We start from the raw sequence: 16,410 nt of genomic DNA, 5'->3' as shown, positions 1-16,410 counted from the left end.
TTATTAATTTTAAAAGTTATTCCGCGAGTTTTCTTAAACTGTTTTCAAAATAATCCGTGATCAAAAGCCCGTGAGGGTTGTTGGGAAAATGACGGTCTACCGGTAAGAGTTTACCAGTGCTAATAAGCTCATAAGTATCGATAATGCTTCCCCTGTTGAGCTCAAAAATTACTTTGGCCCGGAAATAGTATACATCCTCCTGTTCTTCCAGTTTCGAATCAATTTCCAGAACTTCTTGTACCAGGGAATATTGAAGCAGGCGGTTATACACTCCATCAGCCTTTTTCTGTCGATACAAGTTGTCTACGGAGCTGTTTCCCAGCCAGAGGGCTTTTTCCAGATTTTTCTCATAATTACTGGCATCGATATCATAGAAATAAGAATGGAACAATTCCAAATGTGCAAGGGCTTCTACCCGGAAATTTTCTTTTTGGGTAACCAGTGTTAAGGGAATGATACTACCATCGGTATTAATGGCAAAAGCAGAATTTAAAGCTTTCCGGCTGGTGGAAAATGCAGTCCATAGTGCAAGAGTACTGGTAAGAAAGCTGCAAATAACCACGCTAAGTACAATAAACCTGTTCAGTTTTAGAACCTTATAAATATTTTGATATGGTGTTTCCATAAAATGGTTTTTAGTTGGTGAATAATCTTAAAGTAAAAGTGATTGCACGCCGGTATAATTTGAATTTTAGAAAAACAATAAAAGCTATGGAACCCAACTCTACCACGGGTGCAAAAAAGCTGCTACCATATTCTGTCCCAAAGAGGTTCTGCCAGAAATTGGTATTTATCTCGGTATAGATCGCGTTGATAAAAACATTGACCAGGAAGAATGCCGGAACAAGCATATAAACTGCGGCATAGAGCCTAAAAAAGCTATAGGCCATCGACCGGAATTTTTCAAAAACAGCAAGGCTTAGTACCAATGGAAAGAAAGCCTGCATAATGCCCAATAGAAAATAACGTTCTGCAAGGAAAAGTGGGTAGATGAACAAATCCAGCATCCATAGGAACAAGCTGATCAAAAACGCAAGTGTTTTTAATCCATACAAGGGGGTGACCAGAGCTTCATAAAGCAGAGCCATGGCTTTACGCATGGCGTCCATTGCAGAAACTTCTTCTTCAATGGGGATTTCTTGCATTTGCAAGGGTAGGAGCATAGGGGCGGTTTCACGGTATTGGTTCTCAATGGCCACCAGTACGCCATCGAAAAAGCCCAGGATCTGGGTTGAAAAAATCACTAAAATCACTACCACAAAATTTTTAGCCAGCTCCCCCGGAGATAAGCCCCAGGTATATCCGTCCCGGTCCGCAACGCCCTCGTTATATTTTTTGAGGATGTTCACCAGGAAGAATAGCACCGCGAGGGCTTTTATTCCCACAATGGTGTAGCGGGAAAACTCGCTATTCTGAATAGTTTGAAAGACACTATCCATATACTCCAGGCCGAGGGCTAAAATAATTGTAGCATTCATCTTTAATAAGTGGTTTCCCGGTTATTGATCTTATCCTGCATTTTCCGAAAGGAAATGATTTCCCGGTATCGTTTTGTCTTCAGGCGTACATCGGTGACCATTTCTTTGGACTCCAGTTCTTTTTGTTTTAAGACTTCAGCCCTTTCGGCATCGCTCATTTTTAAGTGGTCACTCGATAAGATCTCGTCGATAAAATCCAGAGTTGCCAGAGAGTTTTCTACTACACTATTAAATGATTCTGTGACTTTAGTGACTTCACCCGGTTTGATATAAGGGGAGTCCAAAATATCCCGAAGGTCATTTTGCATTACTGCGATGAGCCGCTCATTATTGCGGCCAATCTCACGAACGGCTTGTAAGTCGCGGATCACACTATTGACCTTCTCAATATTTTCTTTTTGAGCTTTTAGAAAATTAACGGTCTTAACCAGGTTTGCGGTTTGTTTGGCTGATTCTACCAAAGATTTTACAAGGCTTACAAAGTTGGTATTGTCATAAACCGGCATCCCCTGACAGGCAGCGCTTGCAGGCAATAATAGCGCTAATGCCGTGGTAATGATCAATGTTCTGTGTCTGATTATTCTAATGGATTGCATCTTGTTTCATTTTTGCGCTTACAAATCCTTTGATAGCTGCTTCCATATCTCCGGTCAGTTTAAAATTGTCCATAATAACGGTATTTTCGGACCCGTCAGTGAGGTAGGCGGCATAGACTTCCGGCGGTACTTCTAATCTGAAAATGTTGCTTTCTTTGCCGATTTTGATAAATATCTCGGTATATTTTCGCTGTCCGGAAAGCTTGTTCTTAATCGATTTTAATTGGTTGAGATCGTGACTGGAAAGATGTAGCCTTCGAACTAGCTCATCATATCCTTTTTCATTATTAAGACTATAGATGACCTGGGTGTTTTCCAGGATACTGGCCGAAGTGGTGTTTCCGGGAAGTTGATTTATGGATTGGAGGATGATTCCTATGGCCCCGTTTTGTTTACGAATGGCCTGGTAGTAAAACTCCACACTCTCCAGGACATTTTCAAATTTTAATTGTTTGGCAAACTCATCGAAGAGGATTATGCCTTTCTCGGCCCGGTTTTTCCAAATGCTACGCTGGATAGCCGATTTGATGAGCTTGAGCATCACTGAAAGAATTTCTTTATTATCTTTTACTTCATCGAGTTCGAAAATGATAAGGCGTTTGTCTTCGATCTTAAAGCTTTGGTCCTGGTCTCCTTCGAAGAGGAAACTATATAGACCATCTCCGACATACTCCGATAACACGTGCAGGAAATTTGTGATATTGAAGTAGTCGGGATGGATTTTAAGGGTGTCGAGCAAAGTCTTCTGATGTTGCTCGATAAAATTGTAGAAACTCTCCAGGGAGTGATTTTCAGCCTTACGTTTATAATAATACCGCAGGATCTTCTTTATAGAAACGGATTGTGCCTTACTAATTTTTAAATCAGAAGCCAGCAGTTCAAATAAAAACACGGAAAGATCTTCCAGGTGTTCTGGGCTTAATTCTTCGGAATTGGAGCTGTAAAATGGGTTGATCCCTAAATTTTTACCACTCTCATATCGCAGTACGGTATATGCCTGCGGGTAGAGTTTAGCAAGTTTAGTATAAGATCCTCCCAGGTCGATAATGACCAGGCGAACCCCACTTTCAAAATACTGTCGCAGGATATTGTTGGCTAAAAAGGATTTTCCTTCCCCGGTGGGAGCGAAGATGGCAAAATTCCGTGCCTTGATGCGCTTTTTATGCTCATCCCAAACATCCTTTACTACCGGGATATTATGCTCCCGGTCATTAAAAATAATCCCGGTATTGTCTGATTTATAATTCGTGTTATTGATCAGCAGGCATAATCCGTGTTTCAGGTCGGTTACATAAAGATCCTCGTTGGAAAAATTCGAAGAAAAGCAGCAATAACTATTGAGAATATAGTTTTTGCGTTCCTCGCCCCTGGGATAATATGGTGTGATATCAAGCTCTTTAAATTCAGATTTGATTTTAGATCGAATACCTTCTAAGTTCGAAAGCTCCTTGCCCCAATAGATAATATTGAGATGGCCTCGTATGATCCGGGCATTATCATCTTTATTGATCTTTTCCAAAATCTCCTGGATCTTACCCAGAACCACCTTGTTCTGGGATCCAAAATTGGAGCTCTTGCTGAGTTCCTCTATTTTTTTATCGAGGAGTTTGCGCCATTTGTGTTTATCATCCAAATACAGCACCTGGTTGACAATATGGTTTTCATTTAGCGTAAGCCCTATGCCATCAATAAACCCCTGGTGAAATACAAAATCGTCTGAAGTGAATTTCTCATTGGTCTTGCTACTTTGTACTCTTTCGCCAAAGCACAGTTCACTGTTGATGGCCAGGGCATCAAAATGATTACCGCCAATAGTTACATTTTTATTTTCCAGTAATATATCCGTATCGAAACCTTCATTAAAACCATTGAAATAGTTTTGGGTCAGTTTGATAATTCCTGCGGCGCTTAATTTCTTAAGCGAAAACCTACGGCTATTGTCCAGAAAGGAAACAGAATCACGTACCGATTGCATAAAACCTTGCAGGTTAGCATCGCACTCCCGGAGGGCACTGCTGGAAATTTTTCTGAAGGGATTGACATATTTTACATGGTTTAAAGCTTTGTTTTTCGTGAGGCTAAAGAATAGGTAGGAGCGATGCTCTAAATATTGCCTTCCTTTAAAATAATCGTGAGTAGTTTTTTCCAGAAAAGTGTCCCTGGGTAAGGCTTCACTATTATAAGCTTGTTTTGTATAAATATCCTGCTTGTGTACCACCGTACCTACCGGTAGTGATTTGAGAGCCTGGTACCAGACTGTGTGCAGGTCTTCGAAATCTTTTTCGGATAACGAGTAGATTTCGGGTAGGATCATCTCATAACACATCACCACGTTACCATTATTGGCAAAAATGCTGTTGTCCTGGATATCCCCAATAGGCCAGTGGGAGGAAAGTTTAATCTTGTTCATAATTGATATTTGAATTTCTTTTGTTACTGATGATTTTGGAAAAGACTCCGGTCATTTGGAAAAACTCTATGAGTCTGCTTAAGCGAAGCAACCCGATATATAGGGCCACATTAAAAACCAGCCCACTTAGAATGACCCCTAAACTAAATGAGAAAATAATTACCAGTAAGCTGGCAATTACGCACATCATCATCAGTGCAAATAGGGGAAGGCTTAGTCCAAAGATCACGGCGCCTTTTCGAATGTTCCTATAAGGTTCGTATTTTTTCATATTACTTTCAGGTTTATACAACTATGGTGATTAAGTAGGAGAAGATGCCCACTACTGTTCCAGAGATCAGTACAAAAATGAGTACCCGGGTCAATCCTTTTTTCATATCGGAATTTTCACCGAAGAAATGACCAATGTTAAACAGGAAGCCAACCAAAAAGATTATTCCCAGTACAATGGGGAAGATATTCCTGATCGTATCTGAAATTTCTGCTACGGAATCTTCGATCCCACCGATCTGCGCAAAAAGGTTTGTTGAGAGCAACAAGAAAGAAGTTGCCAGGAAGGTTGATTTTTTCATAACGGATAGTTTTAAATTATTGACTCGTTTTCGTTATGAGAAAATTAGGAATTTAAGTAGTTAAGTATCTGTAAATCAGATATTTGTTAATAAAATATTCTTTGATGTCTAATGATTTTAAATGTTGTTATTTGATATTAAATTCTATGAAAATTTGGAAGAGGGCTGTTAATAACTTTAAATATGGGAATGGAGGAAGAGAGCAAAAACGTCAATTTTGTAATTTTTACTGCTTGAAAATTATTTTTTTCCTGGATAAGAACCGCGATTTTTCACTTAAAGGATACCATCGATAAGCAATAGTTTGCTATTGTAGGTGTGAAGTTTCAATTTTCCAGAATTTCGCAAGATGTTGAATCATTGTTCTTGGATTCTTTTGGAACTGGGTTTTAGCAGATGTCAATGCTGGTGTACTGGAGTAATCCTTAGTGACCGGATTAGTCTTTATTTTGACGATACAGGAATCAATACTCTTTCATTAAACGGATGGGAGACTACAAACCAGCTGCTGTTCCATCTTTCAAATAGAGTCATATATGGATAATTTGCTTAGAATTTATGGGCTTATTCAAAACAGAATTTCTCATTTTATATCTGCTGAGCATAGGGTAGAAATTTTAAAATTTCAGGTTCAGGATAGATTACAGAGAAGGAGGAGAATCTCAATAGAATTAAAAAAAATGTCACAACAGGTTTATTTGCAAATAAATGTAATATTGCATTTATCGCTATGTTGTATACTATTGCTGGCAGCGAATGGTCATCTTTTGAGGATCCTGGGCTGATTTTCGGAGCTACAGCTAAAGGAAATAGAAGGACATACCTTTTGGTAGCGTCCCCAAGTATTTAGCGATGAGATCGTGGAGAGTTTTTTAACTATCCAAACGTTATCACGTTACTAATACTTGAGGTTAAGGTAGTTGAAGTTTTGGAAATAGTCTATGGGTCAACTCCCTTAATTTTTTCCCTTAGCTGTACGGACAATTGGAGTAGCCCGTCCCTTATTCCACGGATGTTTAGATCTACTTCAAAACACAATGTAACCGGGGCACGGACCTTAAAAGAAGTCTTTTTATTTTTGCGCTGCAATCAACAGTCCCTGTTAACCTGATCCTGGCAGATAAGATAAACAGCATACAACACCATCTAACTGCAATAGCCGCGGAAAAGCGACTACAGCAGTTAGATCAACGTTAGCTACAAGCGGATTGAAAAGTGTGTTAATTTTTATAAAACAACACGTGTAAGCATTATTCTTCTTTATATTTGCATTTATAACTTTTAATAAAAAGGTCATGAATACTAAACTCACATTAACAATAGAGCAAGAAATCATAAAAAGGGCAAAAGATTACGCTAAAGAAAAAAATCGTAGTCTTTCAGACATCATTGAAAACTATTTAAAAATGCTCACCAAAGAAGAACAAAAACAAAAGGATAGAAAACTGAATCCTATAGTGAAATCTCTAAAAGGATCTTTCAAAATGCCCAAAGATATGGACTACAAAAAAGAACTGAGAAATCGTTTAGAAGAAAAATATAAATAATGGAAAACGTCCTTATTGATACTGATGTTATTTTAGATTTCTTCTTTGACAGAGAACCATTTGCAGAGTTTGCAACAGAAATATTAAACTTATGTGAGGAAAATAAATTAAAAGGGTTTACAACTCCAGTAATTATTTGTAATACATATTATTTACTTAGAAAAACTGCTAAACACAATATCGTAATTGAAAAAATAAAACAACTTTTGACAATAGTTGATGTTTTACAAATTGATAAAGAAGTAGTGCTTGATTCATTAAACTCAGATTTCAAAGATTTTGAAGATGCGCTGCAAAATTATTCAGCAGTTAAAAATGGTAAAATAAGTATTGTTTTAACCAGAAATATTAAAGATTATAAAAAGAGTGAGATAGCAGTAATGACTCCTGAAACATATTTGCGGGGGACCGCCAGTAGCTAACAGCATATAAAAACGTATCCAGTTGGCTAAGTACATCTTTTGTAAACTTAAGATAAATTCTAGCTTGCCCACAAAAAAGAAATGGATAAGCAAGTCTATATGTATGAGTTAATCGAGAAATGGGAAGTTAGCGGTCTAAGTAAAAAAGATTTTTGTCACCATCATGGGATAACCCGTAGTAATTTTTACTACTGGATTAAAAAATGGAAGAACAGGAAACCGGAAGCTCCGGATGGATTTGTAGATATCACTCCTGATAAAGCAGCTGTTATTCATTTGCAGTATCGCCTGCGATATCCCAATGGAGTACAGCTAGAAGTCAGTGGTATTGGTTTGAATCAACTAGCAGCCCTGGTAAACTTGTAGTCCCATGTTCAGTTTAAGTTCCTCTAACCGATATTACCTTTATAACCAGGCCTGCGATATGAGAAAGGGTTTCCATGGCCTATCGGGATTGGTTACCGCTCAGATGGGAAAGGATCCCATCAGTAGCGATGTTTTTATATTCATCAACCGCCGGGCTACTCATATCAAACTTCTGCACTGGGAATTTTAACTGCCCTTTACATTTCTTCAATTTAATTTACTCATCTGTAATAGTTATTTTGTCACAAATTTTTAGGATATTTGTGACAGAATTTTAAATAAAAAATGCCTGAATCTATTGAAAATAGAGTAAAAAATAAGATTAGTAATTATAAGAGAGGAAAAATTTTTTTCCCGTCTGACTTTACTAAATTAGGTTCCTCTACAGCTATTAGACAAGCCTTAAATAGATTAGAAGAAGATGGGTTTTTGACAAGACTAGCTCACGGAATTTATTTATATCCTAAAGAACATCCTATTTTAGGTGAATTAATACCTACAACAGAAGAGATTGCATTAGCTATTGCAAAAAGAGATAAGGCTCGGATAATTCCTACAGGAAATCAATCCCTTAATAAACTCGGTCTTTCAACTCAAGTACCTATGAATATAGTCTATTTAACCGATGGCTCTTCCCGATCAATCAAGATTAATAATGGTAGTATTAAATTTAAAACAGCTTCTCCCAAAATATTTTCAGTAAAAAGCGATAAGATCATTCTTATAATACAGGCATTGAAACAATTAGGTAAGGAAAACATTACACCTAAAGTCAGACAAAAAATAAAAGAAGTACTAAAACAAGTTGACCCTGAGGTGATCCAAAAAGACATTCAATTAGTGCCCGTATGGATCAATCAGATAATTAAGGAGTCTGTTGAAAATAGCGATGAATAAATGGAAGAATGGTTTAATCTAAGTGAAAAGGATCGAAAATTAATTATAGATCAAGTTAGTTCGAAAAAAGGTTTACTCCCTGTGGCTATCGAAAAAGATCTATGGGTAATGATTGCTTTGAAAGCAGTTTTTAGCACTGAATTAAAAGACTATTTGGTTTTTAAAGGTGGAACTTCATTAAGCAAGGCGTGGAGTATAATTGAAAGGTTTTCAGAAGATATTGATTTAGCAATCGATAGATCATTTTTTGGTTTTGAAGGAGATTTAAGTAGAACTCAAGTAAAAAAATAAGAAAAGCATCCTGTAAATATGTAAGCGAAAAGTTTGAAGAACAATTGAATGAAGCCCTATCAAAACAGGGTGTGAAAGAATTTGAAATAAGCATTACAGAATTCGAAGAGTCAGATACTGATCCGCTAGCAATTGAATTACGGTATAAGTCGCTAGTAGAAAAGCAGGAATACCTTCATCCCAGAATATTAATCGAAATTAGTTCAAGATCCTTGATCGAACCTTATCAGTTGAGAGAATTAAAATCTTTAATTAGTATGGTTTATCCAGATCAAAAATTTAGTGGTGATAAAATCGAAATTCCTACGGTTCTTCCATCTCGAACGCTATTAGAAAAAATGTTCTTGCTTCACGAAGAATTTCAAAAACCAAAAGATCGAAAAATTAGAAGTGCTCGTATGACAAGGCATTTATATGATATTTCTAAATTAATGGAAACAAGATACTTAGATCAAGCTTTAGAAGACAAAGATTTGTATGCTACAATTGTTGATCACCGAAGTAAGCTCACTAAAATTTCTTGGCTAGATTATTCCAAACATAACTATGATACCTTAAAATACTTACCACCAGAAAATATTATGGAAGAATACAAAAGGGATTATTCTGCAATGGAGGAAAGTATGTTCTATGGTAAAACTGAACCATTCGAGGATTTAATTGATAAGTTAAATCAATTAAATAAACGCATAAATAAAATTACCTAGTGAATTATATGAAATAGCAATCGTTTTTCGGATTAGTTTTTATCTAATTAACAAAGCCTATGTTACGTATATGGCTGATGCATTTAGAGAAGCTAATTAAAAATCTCACCTTACTGGTTATAAACACAAAATTTTATTCTTCTAAATTATCTTATTTTCAGTCTAAAATCTTTTGGACTATTAAAGTTAGCTGAATCTCATTCAGTTAATTAATATAAGAAAGCCCACGCCGTTGTATATGCTAAACGCATTTAGTGAGTGTAGTTTTCAACCTTGCGGGTGTACAAGCACCCTCGTAAATTTGTCAATCTGTGATAAGTTCAATACCGGCTTTTTCGGCCTTGTATTTTATTTTAGTCATTAATTCATAATAGCTCCAGTTTCGCAGTACAAATTCTTCCTGTTTAGCAATCTCAATTTTATCTTCTTGATTTAATAAAATTAGCGTACCCGCCTGGTGCTTAATGCAAAAATCAATTAATTTTCTACTACCTAAAATCGTAAAATGGAAATAAAAAAAAGTGATGTATTTTACTTATATTTAAGTTGTTAACACAAAATATAAAATAAAACAAACATCACTTTGAAGGTGAAAAGTACAAAGAATAAACTAAACGGAAAAGCGAAAGTTGTAAAGCATTCATTCTCAGGGAATCGTCTTACTAAATACGCAGGTCTCAACCCTATCCTCCGATTTATGAACAAACAGGGCTTGGTGCAAATGTTCAGTAGTTCCTTCCCCACCCACTGGCAAAACGCCACAAAATTCGGTAAAGATCAGATTTTATTAGTTATTGTAATGGCCTCCATAAGCGGAGTCAGTCGGATCAAAAAAATCTCCAACTTCAGTAATGATGGACTGATTAAGACCTTATTGAAACTTGACAAAGGTATAAACCAGAATGCAATATCGGCCACCTTAAAAAAAATGGAACAAGGTGGTGCACGCAAGTTACAGGAGCTGTTACTTGGCAAAAATGCAGCTTGGTTGAAAAAGAGCAAATTGGCCAGCATAACTTTGGATGCCGATTCGACCGTCAAAACAGTTTGCGGCAATCAGACAGGGGCCGCCAAAGGATATAATCCTATAAAGAAAGGTTCCAGGAGCTATCATCCACTCTTGATTTTTGTAAGCGAATTAAAAATGCTCTACCACAGTTGGTTCAGGACCGGTTCAGCCTTTACTTCCAACGGTATCACGGATTTTTTACAGGAAGTCAAAGCCAGACATAAAAAATATTTGATATGATACAGACAGAAAAAGAGTATAAAGCCATACTTCATCGTATTGAAAAGCTTTTGCAAAACCCAGATAATATCGAAAACACGGAAGCTCCTGACTATATAGAATTAAACCTGTCATCAGATTTAGTGGCAGATTATGAACGAGCGGAAGAACATTACTCTACTATTTTGTATCTTTGTAACAAATTAAAAGCTTGCACAAACAAGTTAACATAGCAAAAAAGTTCCCTAAGCACTTATTTTGGGATTTGGATGCCAGTAGATTATCGGTTAAAGAAGATAAAGCTATTATCATTCCCAGGGCTTTATTTGCCACAACGCAAGCTACGTTTGAGAATGATATTCAACGATTAGAAGAAATCTATTCTAAAAAAGAGATTATTAGTATTCTTAGAAATACCAAAGAGCGTATTAGCAATGAGATATGTGAGTTGGTAACCAAACGTTATAACGCAAAACCTTTTATCCGTTACTCGCTATGAAAGCCGTAAGTCCGGTACTTTATCAAAGCATAAAAGAATTACAAAGCTTAAAAAGTTTACAGTCTTTTGCCTTGGCAGGAGGAACAAACTTAGCTGTTCGCTACGATCATCGAGAATCGATAGACATCGATTTATTTTGTACAGAAATTATTGGGTTTAAAGGTTTTTAAGAAATTCAACAAGAAGTAGAAAACCATTTTGAGAATAGGGCTATTAACTTTATGGATCCAATGAAGTTAAGTGATCAGTTTACTTTTTTACGTTTCTTTATTCAGAAAGACGAAGTGACCATTAAGGTAGATCTTATTCAAAATATGAAAGCTTTAGACCCTGTATAAACAATAGAAGGTTTACTTTTGTTTTCTGTAAGGGATATTGGTTTATTTAAGTTAATGAGTGCTTCCAGTCGTCCGGCCAAAAAAGATATTTACGATTTATATTATACCACGGAAGAAATATCACTTATCAAGCTGTATAAAGATTTACTGGAAAAATACAAGCAATTCAACAATAAAGAAGACCAAAACATCTTTGATATTGATACTGAAGAATCGGTAATAGATAATCCCTTACTATTATTATTGTTTGATAGCAGTTACAAGGTAAGTAAGACAAGATGATGCATTCGCATGATAATATTTTAAAAATGAATAATGCGGTTACTTGGCAAATAGCAAAACTCCAATTTAGAATGCGCTTAAGAGAATTATGTAGATATTTAAATATTGAATTCCCAAAGTATAAAATACGATAGAGAGGGAATCTGTATTTTGTTTTTAAAGACTTTGATTTTCTTTAATTCTTAAAGTTTGTACAACACTCGTACCGCATAAGCACCCTGATCCCTTGTGAATAAGTAAATACAACATATTGCATAGGGAAGTAGATTTCTATAAAGGTATAAAAAATTCAATCAAATGGGTAAATTAACATTAAAGACAGACCCAAAGGTAGAGACAGTTTTTGCGAGTTATCCCGACATTGTTCGCGATAAAATGCAATATCTGCGTGAATTGGTAATTGAAACAGCAGAAGAAACCGAAGGTATAACCGTTTTAGAAGAAACATTGAAATGGGGAGAACCCAGCTTTGTTACTAAAAACGGCAGTACTTTGCGAATGGATTGGAAAGAAAAAACACCTGACCAATATGCAATGTATTTCCAATGTACGAGTAGATTGGTTGATACTTTCAGGTTAGTTTTTGATCACAAATTTCAATACGAGGGAAAACGAGCAATTGTCTTTCACTTAAACCAGAAAATTCCAGAATTAGAGTTAAAAGAATGTATTAAGGCTTCCTTGATCTATCATAAGGTAAAAGAACAAATTACGTTGGGAATTTGAAGTTGAATAAAAAAAGCCAGTGACCAATCGAATAGATGGCTCCACCAGAAACTGGCGGACATCGCCTCTACAATACCGTACTTAAAGGTCTCGTATGCGGCGGCGGTTCGATAATGAAAATTTTAGATTAGAGCCTTTTGACATCGTAATAGCACGAGAGGTTCGGTGATGGGGTGGGAAAGTGCTTAATATGTTAGGTAACTTGCTGGCTAACTTCTCTATATCATATCCGGTGACTCGAGAACTCCCTTTACTCCTCGACATGGAACCTTACCTGTAAGGCAACCACATCAGTAAAAAAAGTTTCCATATATTGCAACTTTGTATTACCTTTGTTGTTTAAGAATTACAAATGAATCTCAATGGAGAAAAAATTTGAAGTGGTATTTCTAGAACAGGCCATTGACTTTCTTGAAAATCTAGACCAAAAAACGAGAAAAAAATCTACTACAATTTAGATAAAGAGAAACTTGTAAACGACCCGAAATTATTCAAGAAACTTACGGAGGATATTTGGGAGTTCAGAACCAAATTTAGCGGACTTCAATATAGATTATTTGCCTTCTGGGATAAAACGGAAAAAACTGAAACACTTGTAATTTCAACACACGGAATTATCAAAAAAGTCGACAAAGTGCCAAAATCCGAAATTGAAAAAGCAAAACAGATAAAAAACGAATATTTTGATCAATAAAAATCAAATGTTATGGAAATCAAAAAGAAAAAATTGAAAATGATGACGCTCGACCAAATGAAAGACAAACACATTGGAGAAGTTGGAACAAAGGAGCGCGACAAATATGAATTTGACCTAAAATTGGAAGTTTTAGGAGAAATGATAAGATCTGCCAGAAAGGAAAGACAATTGACCCAAGAGCAGCTTGGAGAATTGGTCGGAGTTCAGAAATCACAAATTTCCAAACTAGAACGGAATGCAAAAAATGTAACTATTGAGACGATTTTAAAAATCTTCCGAGCATTAAAAGCTAATATCAAATTTAGTGTTGAAATGAAAGATGGAGATTTTAAAGTAGCATAGGCACTAGAGGTAGCAATGAAAACGTGAATTGCGGAATATTTATTTAAAAAACATACTTGACTACCATTAAAAATAGAAATTGACGGACAGTTTTTCTGCTCATCCCACAAATTACAAGGTTTATACTTAAATCAATGGTCGAAAATATTTGAAATGGAATTAGACAGAACCTATGATGTCGATTTTGAGATTTTCGGAGAAAGAGCATAAAATCTTTCTTATGCAGAAGTAGATTTCAATGTAGGTATAAAATTTAATCCAATGGGTAAATTGACATTAAAGACAACCCTATTGTAACAAATACAGACAAAGAAGGCTCAAAAGAATTTAAAGATCTAAATATTCAATTTCTTGCAGCACCAGCTAATGGTTACAGCCTTGGCTGAAATACATTGGAAAAGAAAAAATATGAAAAAGATTTCTATAACAAATATTTATCGCAATATGGCAATTGTGGAAAAAATGTAATTTTCGAAATCAGTAATATAAACTGCTAATTCGCCAAATCCAATTCCCTATTTTAATAACTTGCAAAACGCAAACCTTGAAAAATTTTAAAGAAAGCTTTCGATGAAGAAAATTTTAAAATGGACTGGTAATATTTTAGCAGGACTTCTAATACTGTTATTGATATCAGGATTAGCTTTCCGTTTATTTAGTTCAAAACCACTTCCACCAGGGAAATTAGTTGATGTTGATGGAACAAAACTTCATATAAGAGCAGAGGGTGAAAAGAATGATTTACCAACCCTTGTCCTTGAATCAGGTGCAGGTGGTGATACAGATATATTTCATTGGGTTGCAGAAGGATTGAAAAAGGATATGAGAGTTGTGCGCTATGACAGAGAAGGAAAATGGTTTAGCGAATCGAGTAAAGACAGTATTACCCCGGAATTTTATGCGCGCCAATTACATAAATTACTAGAAAAAAATGGTGAAAAACCACCATATATTTTGGCAGGTCACTCTATGGGTGGTCCTTATAATCTAATATTCCGAGACCTGTACCCAAATGAAGTAAAAGGAATGGTTTTCCTGGATTCGAGTCATCCCGAACAATGGGAACGATTGGCAGCAAATGAAATGTTTGATGAAAATCAAGTATTCTTAATAAAATCTGTTGCAATACTTTCTGATATGGGAATAACGGGAGCATATTATGAAATAACTAATCCAAAATCTATAGATAAACACCTACCAAAAGATGCCAAGGATCGTAAACTGGATCTGACTTCATATTCAGGGGATATTTATCGTAGGTATGTAAAAGAAAATAAGATAAATGATGATATTCTTTTACGAGCAGGTAGAGCAAAGAATTTAGATTCCTTACCTGTCTTGGTTTTTACAGCGAATAAACAGTATGGTGATCCTAAGATATGGTTCAAGATGCAAAAAGAACTGAAAGAACTATCGACTAGGGGAAAACAATTTTATATGGATGCAAATCACGGTTCCATAATTACAAAAAAAGAAAATGCCGAAATTATTAATGAGAAATTACTTTCAATGGCAGAAACACTTAGACAGGAAAACCGAAGTTGAAGGTTTACTCAGTGTTCCATTCATTAGGCAGCTTGCAGGCTAGTAAGAATAAAACTTTTTATAGGCCTAAATTTAGTATACGATTCCTCTCCATTACTTTTTGGACTTCCGCTGGTTCGTAATAAATGATACGGCCAATTTTGATATAGGGAAGTGTACCGTTTAACCGTAAATTCTGAAGTGTCCCTGGACTGATTTGTAAATAGTCCATAACTTCTGACGATCTTAAGTACTTTTTTAATTTAGTTGATTTCTGTTGGTTAAGCAGCTGTTTAATGTCTCTGAGTAGCTCCATTTTAAAATCCTGAAGATCATCTCTGGTAATTGGTGTTGACATAATAGAACACTTTTTATGACTGGGAATAGCAATTATAATTCCTGGCCCGGTTTAATAATAATTGTTCTATAAAAATGAGAATGTTTCAGGGAAATAATTCCCCATATTCTTCGTAGTACGAAAAACTTTAACATTTGACCCCAATCAAAAATAATTGTTGAAATTAAGGATCAGGTATTATGAAATTAGCCTTAAGATGCAATAGAAATAATGTATTACCGGTCTGTTGTAGTAAGGATATACTTCGAAAATTATTTGTCATCCTCTCTGCGCATTTTGGCTTCCAGGTTAGTAGCAATTTCAAGGAGGTATTTTGCCCTCGGATCTTTTCGGGCTTTCATTTCCCCGTAGGTTTTATAAAAATTATCAAATTTGATATTAAAGACATCTTCAAAGACAGAGAATAAGGTCTTGAGATCTGCAGTTCCATGGTTAATGTCTCCTGCATGGTATAGGGCATAAATTACTTCTGCCAGTGAAATTTTACAGCCCGACCATACCAGTAAATTGGGTTGACGTTTTCGAAAATTACTGTTGTTACCGGGTTGAATCAATTCTAGTTTCTCCCTAATATAATGGATATAGCGGTAAAGGGCTTGCACCTTGGACCATAACATATCATGAGTAGTCGAAAACTCGGGATTCTGATAATAATTTATAACGGGACTAAAGGAAAAATCTCTCCTCCCTTCCCGGCTAAAAAATTCGAAGTCGAGGTAATTTTTGTTTTGTTCCATATAATTCACAAAACTGTGGTTGGCGGAAAAGAACTTATTAATTTTCTTAATTTCTTTTTCTAAATAATGAACCTTATGAGAATCACCAGCCTTGGGCAACATTAGTTCACAGGATCGAACTTCCGTGAAATAAATCAGGTAACTCATGGGTATGGGTTTGATATTTTTGAAAAACTCAATCTCCGTCTGGGTATCCTCAAAGTCTTCTTTATCAACCTGTTTTTGAAGTTTTGATAAGGTTTGGATGCACAACCTTATCCCGTCATCAGCCATTTTCAGCTCGGTTTTCCCCGAATGAATTAAGCGTTCGATGTTTTCACTAAATGTCTCCATGTCCTTTTCAAACATACTTGTAGTAAATGAAAATAAATAAAATCGTTGTTGGGCTATTTT

23 protein-coding genes and 2 pseudogenes are annotated in these 16,410 nt (G+C 35.7%); 16 read left to right on the top strand and 9 right to left on the bottom strand.

Annotated elements, in window-relative coordinates:
* Window positions 1-16 precede the first annotated feature (16 nt).
* The 6 genes from AO058_RS00630 to AO058_RS00605 are packed head-to-tail and all read right to left on the bottom strand — an operon-like array spanning window position 17 to window position 5,056.
* Complete coding sequence (locus AO058_RS00630; protein ID WP_075324755.1) at window positions 17-625, bottom strand: conjugal transfer protein TraK; 609 nt, start codon at window positions 623-625, stop codon at window positions 17-19.
* A 10-nt stretch (window positions 626-635) separates the two neighbouring features.
* A complete protein-coding gene (locus AO058_RS00625) occupies window positions 636-1,478 on the bottom strand; it encodes a hypothetical protein (RefSeq protein WP_075324754.1) in 843 nt (280 codons plus the stop codon).
* 2 nt (window positions 1,479-1,480) lie between these two features.
* Window positions 1,481-2,074 (bottom strand): conjugal transfer protein, encoded by a 594-nt coding sequence (locus tag AO058_RS00620; RefSeq protein WP_198036127.1) that lies wholly within the window; start codon window positions 2,072-2,074, stop codon window positions 1,481-1,483.
* The gene (locus AO058_RS00615; RefSeq protein WP_075324753.1) at window positions 2,061-4,484 is read right to left on the bottom strand and encodes a TraG family conjugative transposon ATPase; all 2,424 of its coding nucleotides are present in this window, start codon (window positions 4,482-4,484) and stop codon (window positions 2,061-2,063) included. The genes AO058_RS00620 and AO058_RS00615 overlap by 14 nt, the downstream gene beginning before the upstream one ends.
* A complete protein-coding gene (locus tag AO058_RS00610; RefSeq protein ID WP_075327835.1) occupies window positions 4,471-4,755 on the bottom strand; it encodes a hypothetical protein in 285 nt (94 codons plus the stop codon). Before AO058_RS00610 ends, AO058_RS00615 begins: the two co-directional genes overlap by 14 nt.
* A 13-nt stretch (window positions 4,756-4,768) precedes the next feature.
* Complete coding sequence (locus AO058_RS00605; RefSeq protein WP_075324752.1) at window positions 4,769-5,056, bottom strand: hypothetical protein; 288 nt, start codon at window positions 5,054-5,056, stop codon at window positions 4,769-4,771.
* Between the two features lie 1,295 nt (window positions 5,057-6,351).
* Here AO058_RS00605 and AO058_RS00600 point away from each other — a divergent pair.
* The 7 genes from AO058_RS00600 to AO058_RS00575 all read left to right on the top strand — a co-directional run bounded on the left by AO058_RS00600 (window position 6,352) and on the right by AO058_RS00575 (window position 9,286).
* On the top strand, window positions 6,352-6,603 hold the full coding sequence (locus AO058_RS00600) for a DUF6364 family protein (protein ID WP_029035055.1): 252 nt from the start codon (window positions 6,352-6,354) through the stop codon (window positions 6,601-6,603).
* A complete protein-coding gene (locus AO058_RS00595; protein ID WP_075324751.1) occupies window positions 6,603-7,025 on the top strand; it encodes a type II toxin-antitoxin system VapC family toxin in 423 nt (140 codons plus the stop codon). The genes AO058_RS00600 and AO058_RS00595 overlap by 1 nt, the downstream gene beginning before the upstream one ends.
* Before the next feature lie 81 nt (window positions 7,026-7,106).
* A complete protein-coding gene (gene tnpA / locus AO058_RS00590) occupies window positions 7,107-7,391 on the top strand; it encodes an IS66 family insertion sequence element accessory protein TnpA (protein ID WP_075324750.1) in 285 nt (94 codons plus the stop codon).
* 4 nt (window positions 7,392-7,395) lie between these two features.
* Window positions 7,396-7,581 (top strand): IS66 family insertion sequence element accessory protein TnpB, encoded by a 186-nt coding sequence (gene tnpB / locus AO058_RS18905; protein ID WP_075324749.1) that lies wholly within the window; start codon window positions 7,396-7,398, stop codon window positions 7,579-7,581.
* A gap of 95 nt (window positions 7,582-7,676) precedes the next feature.
* Window positions 7,677-8,288, top strand: coding sequence for a DUF6088 family protein (locus AO058_RS00580; RefSeq protein WP_075324748.1), 612 nt, complete (start codon window positions 7,677-7,679; stop codon window positions 8,286-8,288).
* Window positions 8,289-8,579, top strand: coding sequence for a nucleotidyl transferase AbiEii/AbiGii toxin family protein (locus AO058_RS18800; RefSeq protein ID WP_083634109.1), 291 nt, complete (start codon window positions 8,289-8,291; stop codon window positions 8,577-8,579). It begins immediately after the preceding gene.
* 71 nt (window positions 8,580-8,650) lie between these two features.
* Window positions 8,651-9,286, top strand: coding sequence for a nucleotidyl transferase AbiEii/AbiGii toxin family protein (locus AO058_RS00575; RefSeq protein WP_250637708.1), 636 nt, complete (start codon window positions 8,651-8,653; stop codon window positions 9,284-9,286).
* 304 nt (window positions 9,287-9,590) lie between these two features.
* Here the strand turns inward: AO058_RS00575 and AO058_RS18610 are convergent.
* Window positions 9,591-9,776: pseudogene (locus AO058_RS18610) on the bottom strand (hypothetical protein); the annotation flags it as partial.
* Between the two features lie 99 nt (window positions 9,777-9,875).
* On the opposite strand from AO058_RS18610, the gene AO058_RS00565 reads away from it, so the two are divergent.
* The 9 genes and pseudogenes from AO058_RS00565 (at window position 9,876) to AO058_RS00520 (ending at window position 14,943) form a co-directional block, all read left to right on the top strand.
* Entirely contained in the window at window positions 9,876-10,535 is a 660-nt protein-coding gene (locus AO058_RS00565; RefSeq protein ID WP_075324747.1) for a transposase, read from the top strand.
* Window positions 10,532-10,747, top strand: coding sequence for an XRE family transcriptional regulator (locus AO058_RS00560; RefSeq protein ID WP_177195678.1), 216 nt, complete (start codon window positions 10,532-10,534; stop codon window positions 10,745-10,747). The genes AO058_RS00565 and AO058_RS00560 overlap by 4 nt, the downstream gene beginning before the upstream one ends.
* Window positions 10,726-11,013 carry a DUF6922 domain-containing protein gene (locus AO058_RS00555; RefSeq protein ID WP_075324746.1) on the top strand — a complete coding sequence of 96 codons (288 nt, stop codon included), beginning with the start codon at window positions 10,726-10,728 and terminating at the stop codon, window positions 11,011-11,013. Before AO058_RS00560 ends, AO058_RS00555 begins: the two co-directional genes overlap by 22 nt.
* A complete protein-coding gene (locus tag AO058_RS18305; RefSeq protein WP_143083631.1) occupies window positions 11,010-11,183 on the top strand; it encodes a nucleotidyl transferase AbiEii/AbiGii toxin family protein in 174 nt (57 codons plus the stop codon). Before AO058_RS00555 ends, AO058_RS18305 begins: the two co-directional genes overlap by 4 nt.
* A 222-nt stretch (window positions 11,184-11,405) precedes the next feature.
* Entirely contained in the window at window positions 11,406-11,633 is a 228-nt protein-coding gene (locus AO058_RS00545; RefSeq protein ID WP_075324745.1) for a hypothetical protein, read from the top strand.
* Between the two features lie 297 nt (window positions 11,634-11,930).
* A complete protein-coding gene (locus AO058_RS00540) occupies window positions 11,931-12,359 on the top strand; it encodes a DUF1801 domain-containing protein (protein WP_075324744.1) in 429 nt (142 codons plus the stop codon).
* Between the two features lie 362 nt (window positions 12,360-12,721).
* Window positions 12,722-13,053 (top strand): annotated as a pseudogene (locus tag AO058_RS00535) (type II toxin-antitoxin system RelE/ParE family toxin).
* A gap of 12 nt (window positions 13,054-13,065) precedes the next feature.
* Window positions 13,066-13,398: a helix-turn-helix domain-containing protein gene (locus tag AO058_RS00530; RefSeq protein ID WP_075324743.1), complete on the top strand. Its 333-nt coding sequence runs from the start codon at window positions 13,066-13,068 to the stop codon at window positions 13,396-13,398.
* Between the two features lie 570 nt (window positions 13,399-13,968).
* Complete coding sequence (locus AO058_RS00520) at window positions 13,969-14,943, top strand: alpha/beta fold hydrolase (protein WP_075324742.1); 975 nt, start codon at window positions 13,969-13,971, stop codon at window positions 14,941-14,943.
* A 58-nt stretch (window positions 14,944-15,001) separates the two neighbouring features.
* Here AO058_RS00520 and AO058_RS00515 read toward each other — a convergent pair whose 3' ends face one another.
* Both AO058_RS00515 and AO058_RS00510 read right to left on the bottom strand, forming a co-directional pair.
* A complete protein-coding gene (locus AO058_RS00515) occupies window positions 15,002-15,280 on the bottom strand; it encodes a helix-turn-helix domain-containing protein (protein ID WP_442974343.1) in 279 nt (92 codons plus the stop codon).
* 251 nt (window positions 15,281-15,531) lie between these two features.
* Window positions 15,532-16,365 (bottom strand): RteC domain-containing protein, encoded by an 834-nt coding sequence (locus tag AO058_RS00510; protein ID WP_075327833.1) that lies wholly within the window; start codon window positions 16,363-16,365, stop codon window positions 15,532-15,534.
* Between the last annotated feature and the right edge of the window lie 45 nt (window positions 16,366-16,410).

This window comes from Salegentibacter sp. T436, from assembly GCF_001932675.1.
GTDB lineage: Bacteria > Bacteroidota > Bacteroidia > Flavobacteriales > Flavobacteriaceae > Salegentibacter > Salegentibacter agarivorans.
The sequence above is the reverse complement of the archived record's forward strand: the minus strand, read 5'-3'. Positions and strand labels throughout refer to the sequence as shown.

Excerpts from the sequence above, each read along its gene's own strand:
- AO058_RS00630 (WP_075324755.1), bottom strand. The coding sequence starts at position 625 with ATGGAAACACCATATCAAAATATTTATAAGGTTCTAAAACTGAACAGG.
- AO058_RS00560 (WP_177195678.1), top strand. The coding sequence starts at position 10,532 with ATGATACAGACAGAAAAAGAGTATAAAGCCATACTTCATCGTATTGAA.
- AO058_RS18800 (WP_083634109.1), top strand. The coding sequence starts at position 8,289 with ATGGAAGAATGGTTTAATCTAAGTGAAAAGGATCGAAAATTAATTATA.
- AO058_RS00545 (WP_075324745.1), top strand. The coding sequence starts at position 11,406 with ATGAGTGCTTCCAGTCGTCCGGCCAAAAAAGATATTTACGATTTATAT.
- tnpB (WP_075324749.1), top strand. The coding sequence starts at position 7,396 with ATGTTCAGTTTAAGTTCCTCTAACCGATATTACCTTTATAACCAGGCC.
- AO058_RS00615 (WP_075324753.1), bottom strand. The coding sequence starts at position 4,484 with ATGAACAAGATTAAACTTTCCTCCCACTGGCCTATTGGGGATATCCAG.
- AO058_RS00610 (WP_075327835.1), bottom strand. The coding sequence starts at position 4,755 with ATGAAAAAATACGAACCTTATAGGAACATTCGAAAAGGCGCCGTGATC.
- AO058_RS18305 (WP_143083631.1), top strand. The coding sequence starts at position 11,010 with ATGAAAGCCGTAAGTCCGGTACTTTATCAAAGCATAAAAGAATTACAA.
- AO058_RS00620 (WP_198036127.1), bottom strand. The coding sequence starts at position 2,074 with ATGCAATCCATTAGAATAATCAGACACAGAACATTGATCATTACCACG.
- AO058_RS00595 (WP_075324751.1), top strand. The coding sequence starts at position 6,603 with ATGGAAAACGTCCTTATTGATACTGATGTTATTTTAGATTTCTTCTTT.
- AO058_RS00580 (WP_075324748.1), top strand. The coding sequence starts at position 7,677 with ATGCCTGAATCTATTGAAAATAGAGTAAAAAATAAGATTAGTAATTAT.
- AO058_RS00625 (WP_075324754.1), bottom strand. The coding sequence starts at position 1,478 with ATGAATGCTACAATTATTTTAGCCCTCGGCCTGGAGTATATGGATAGT.
- AO058_RS00520 (WP_075324742.1), top strand. The coding sequence starts at position 13,969 with ATGAAGAAAATTTTAAAATGGACTGGTAATATTTTAGCAGGACTTCTA.
- AO058_RS00515 (WP_442974343.1), bottom strand. The coding sequence starts at position 15,280 with ATGTCAACACCAATTACCAGAGATGATCTTCAGGATTTTAAAATGGAG.
- AO058_RS00510 (WP_075327833.1), bottom strand. The coding sequence starts at position 16,365 with ATGTTTGAAAAGGACATGGAGACATTTAGTGAAAACATCGAACGCTTA.
- AO058_RS00600 (WP_029035055.1), top strand. The coding sequence starts at position 6,352 with ATGAATACTAAACTCACATTAACAATAGAGCAAGAAATCATAAAAAGG.
- AO058_RS00605 (WP_075324752.1), bottom strand. The coding sequence starts at position 5,056 with ATGAAAAAATCAACCTTCCTGGCAACTTCTTTCTTGTTGCTCTCAACA.
- tnpA (WP_075324750.1), top strand. The coding sequence starts at position 7,107 with ATGGATAAGCAAGTCTATATGTATGAGTTAATCGAGAAATGGGAAGTT.
- AO058_RS00530 (WP_075324743.1), top strand. The coding sequence starts at position 13,066 with ATGGAAATCAAAAAGAAAAAATTGAAAATGATGACGCTCGACCAAATG.
- AO058_RS00540 (WP_075324744.1), top strand. The coding sequence starts at position 11,931 with ATGGGTAAATTAACATTAAAGACAGACCCAAAGGTAGAGACAGTTTTT.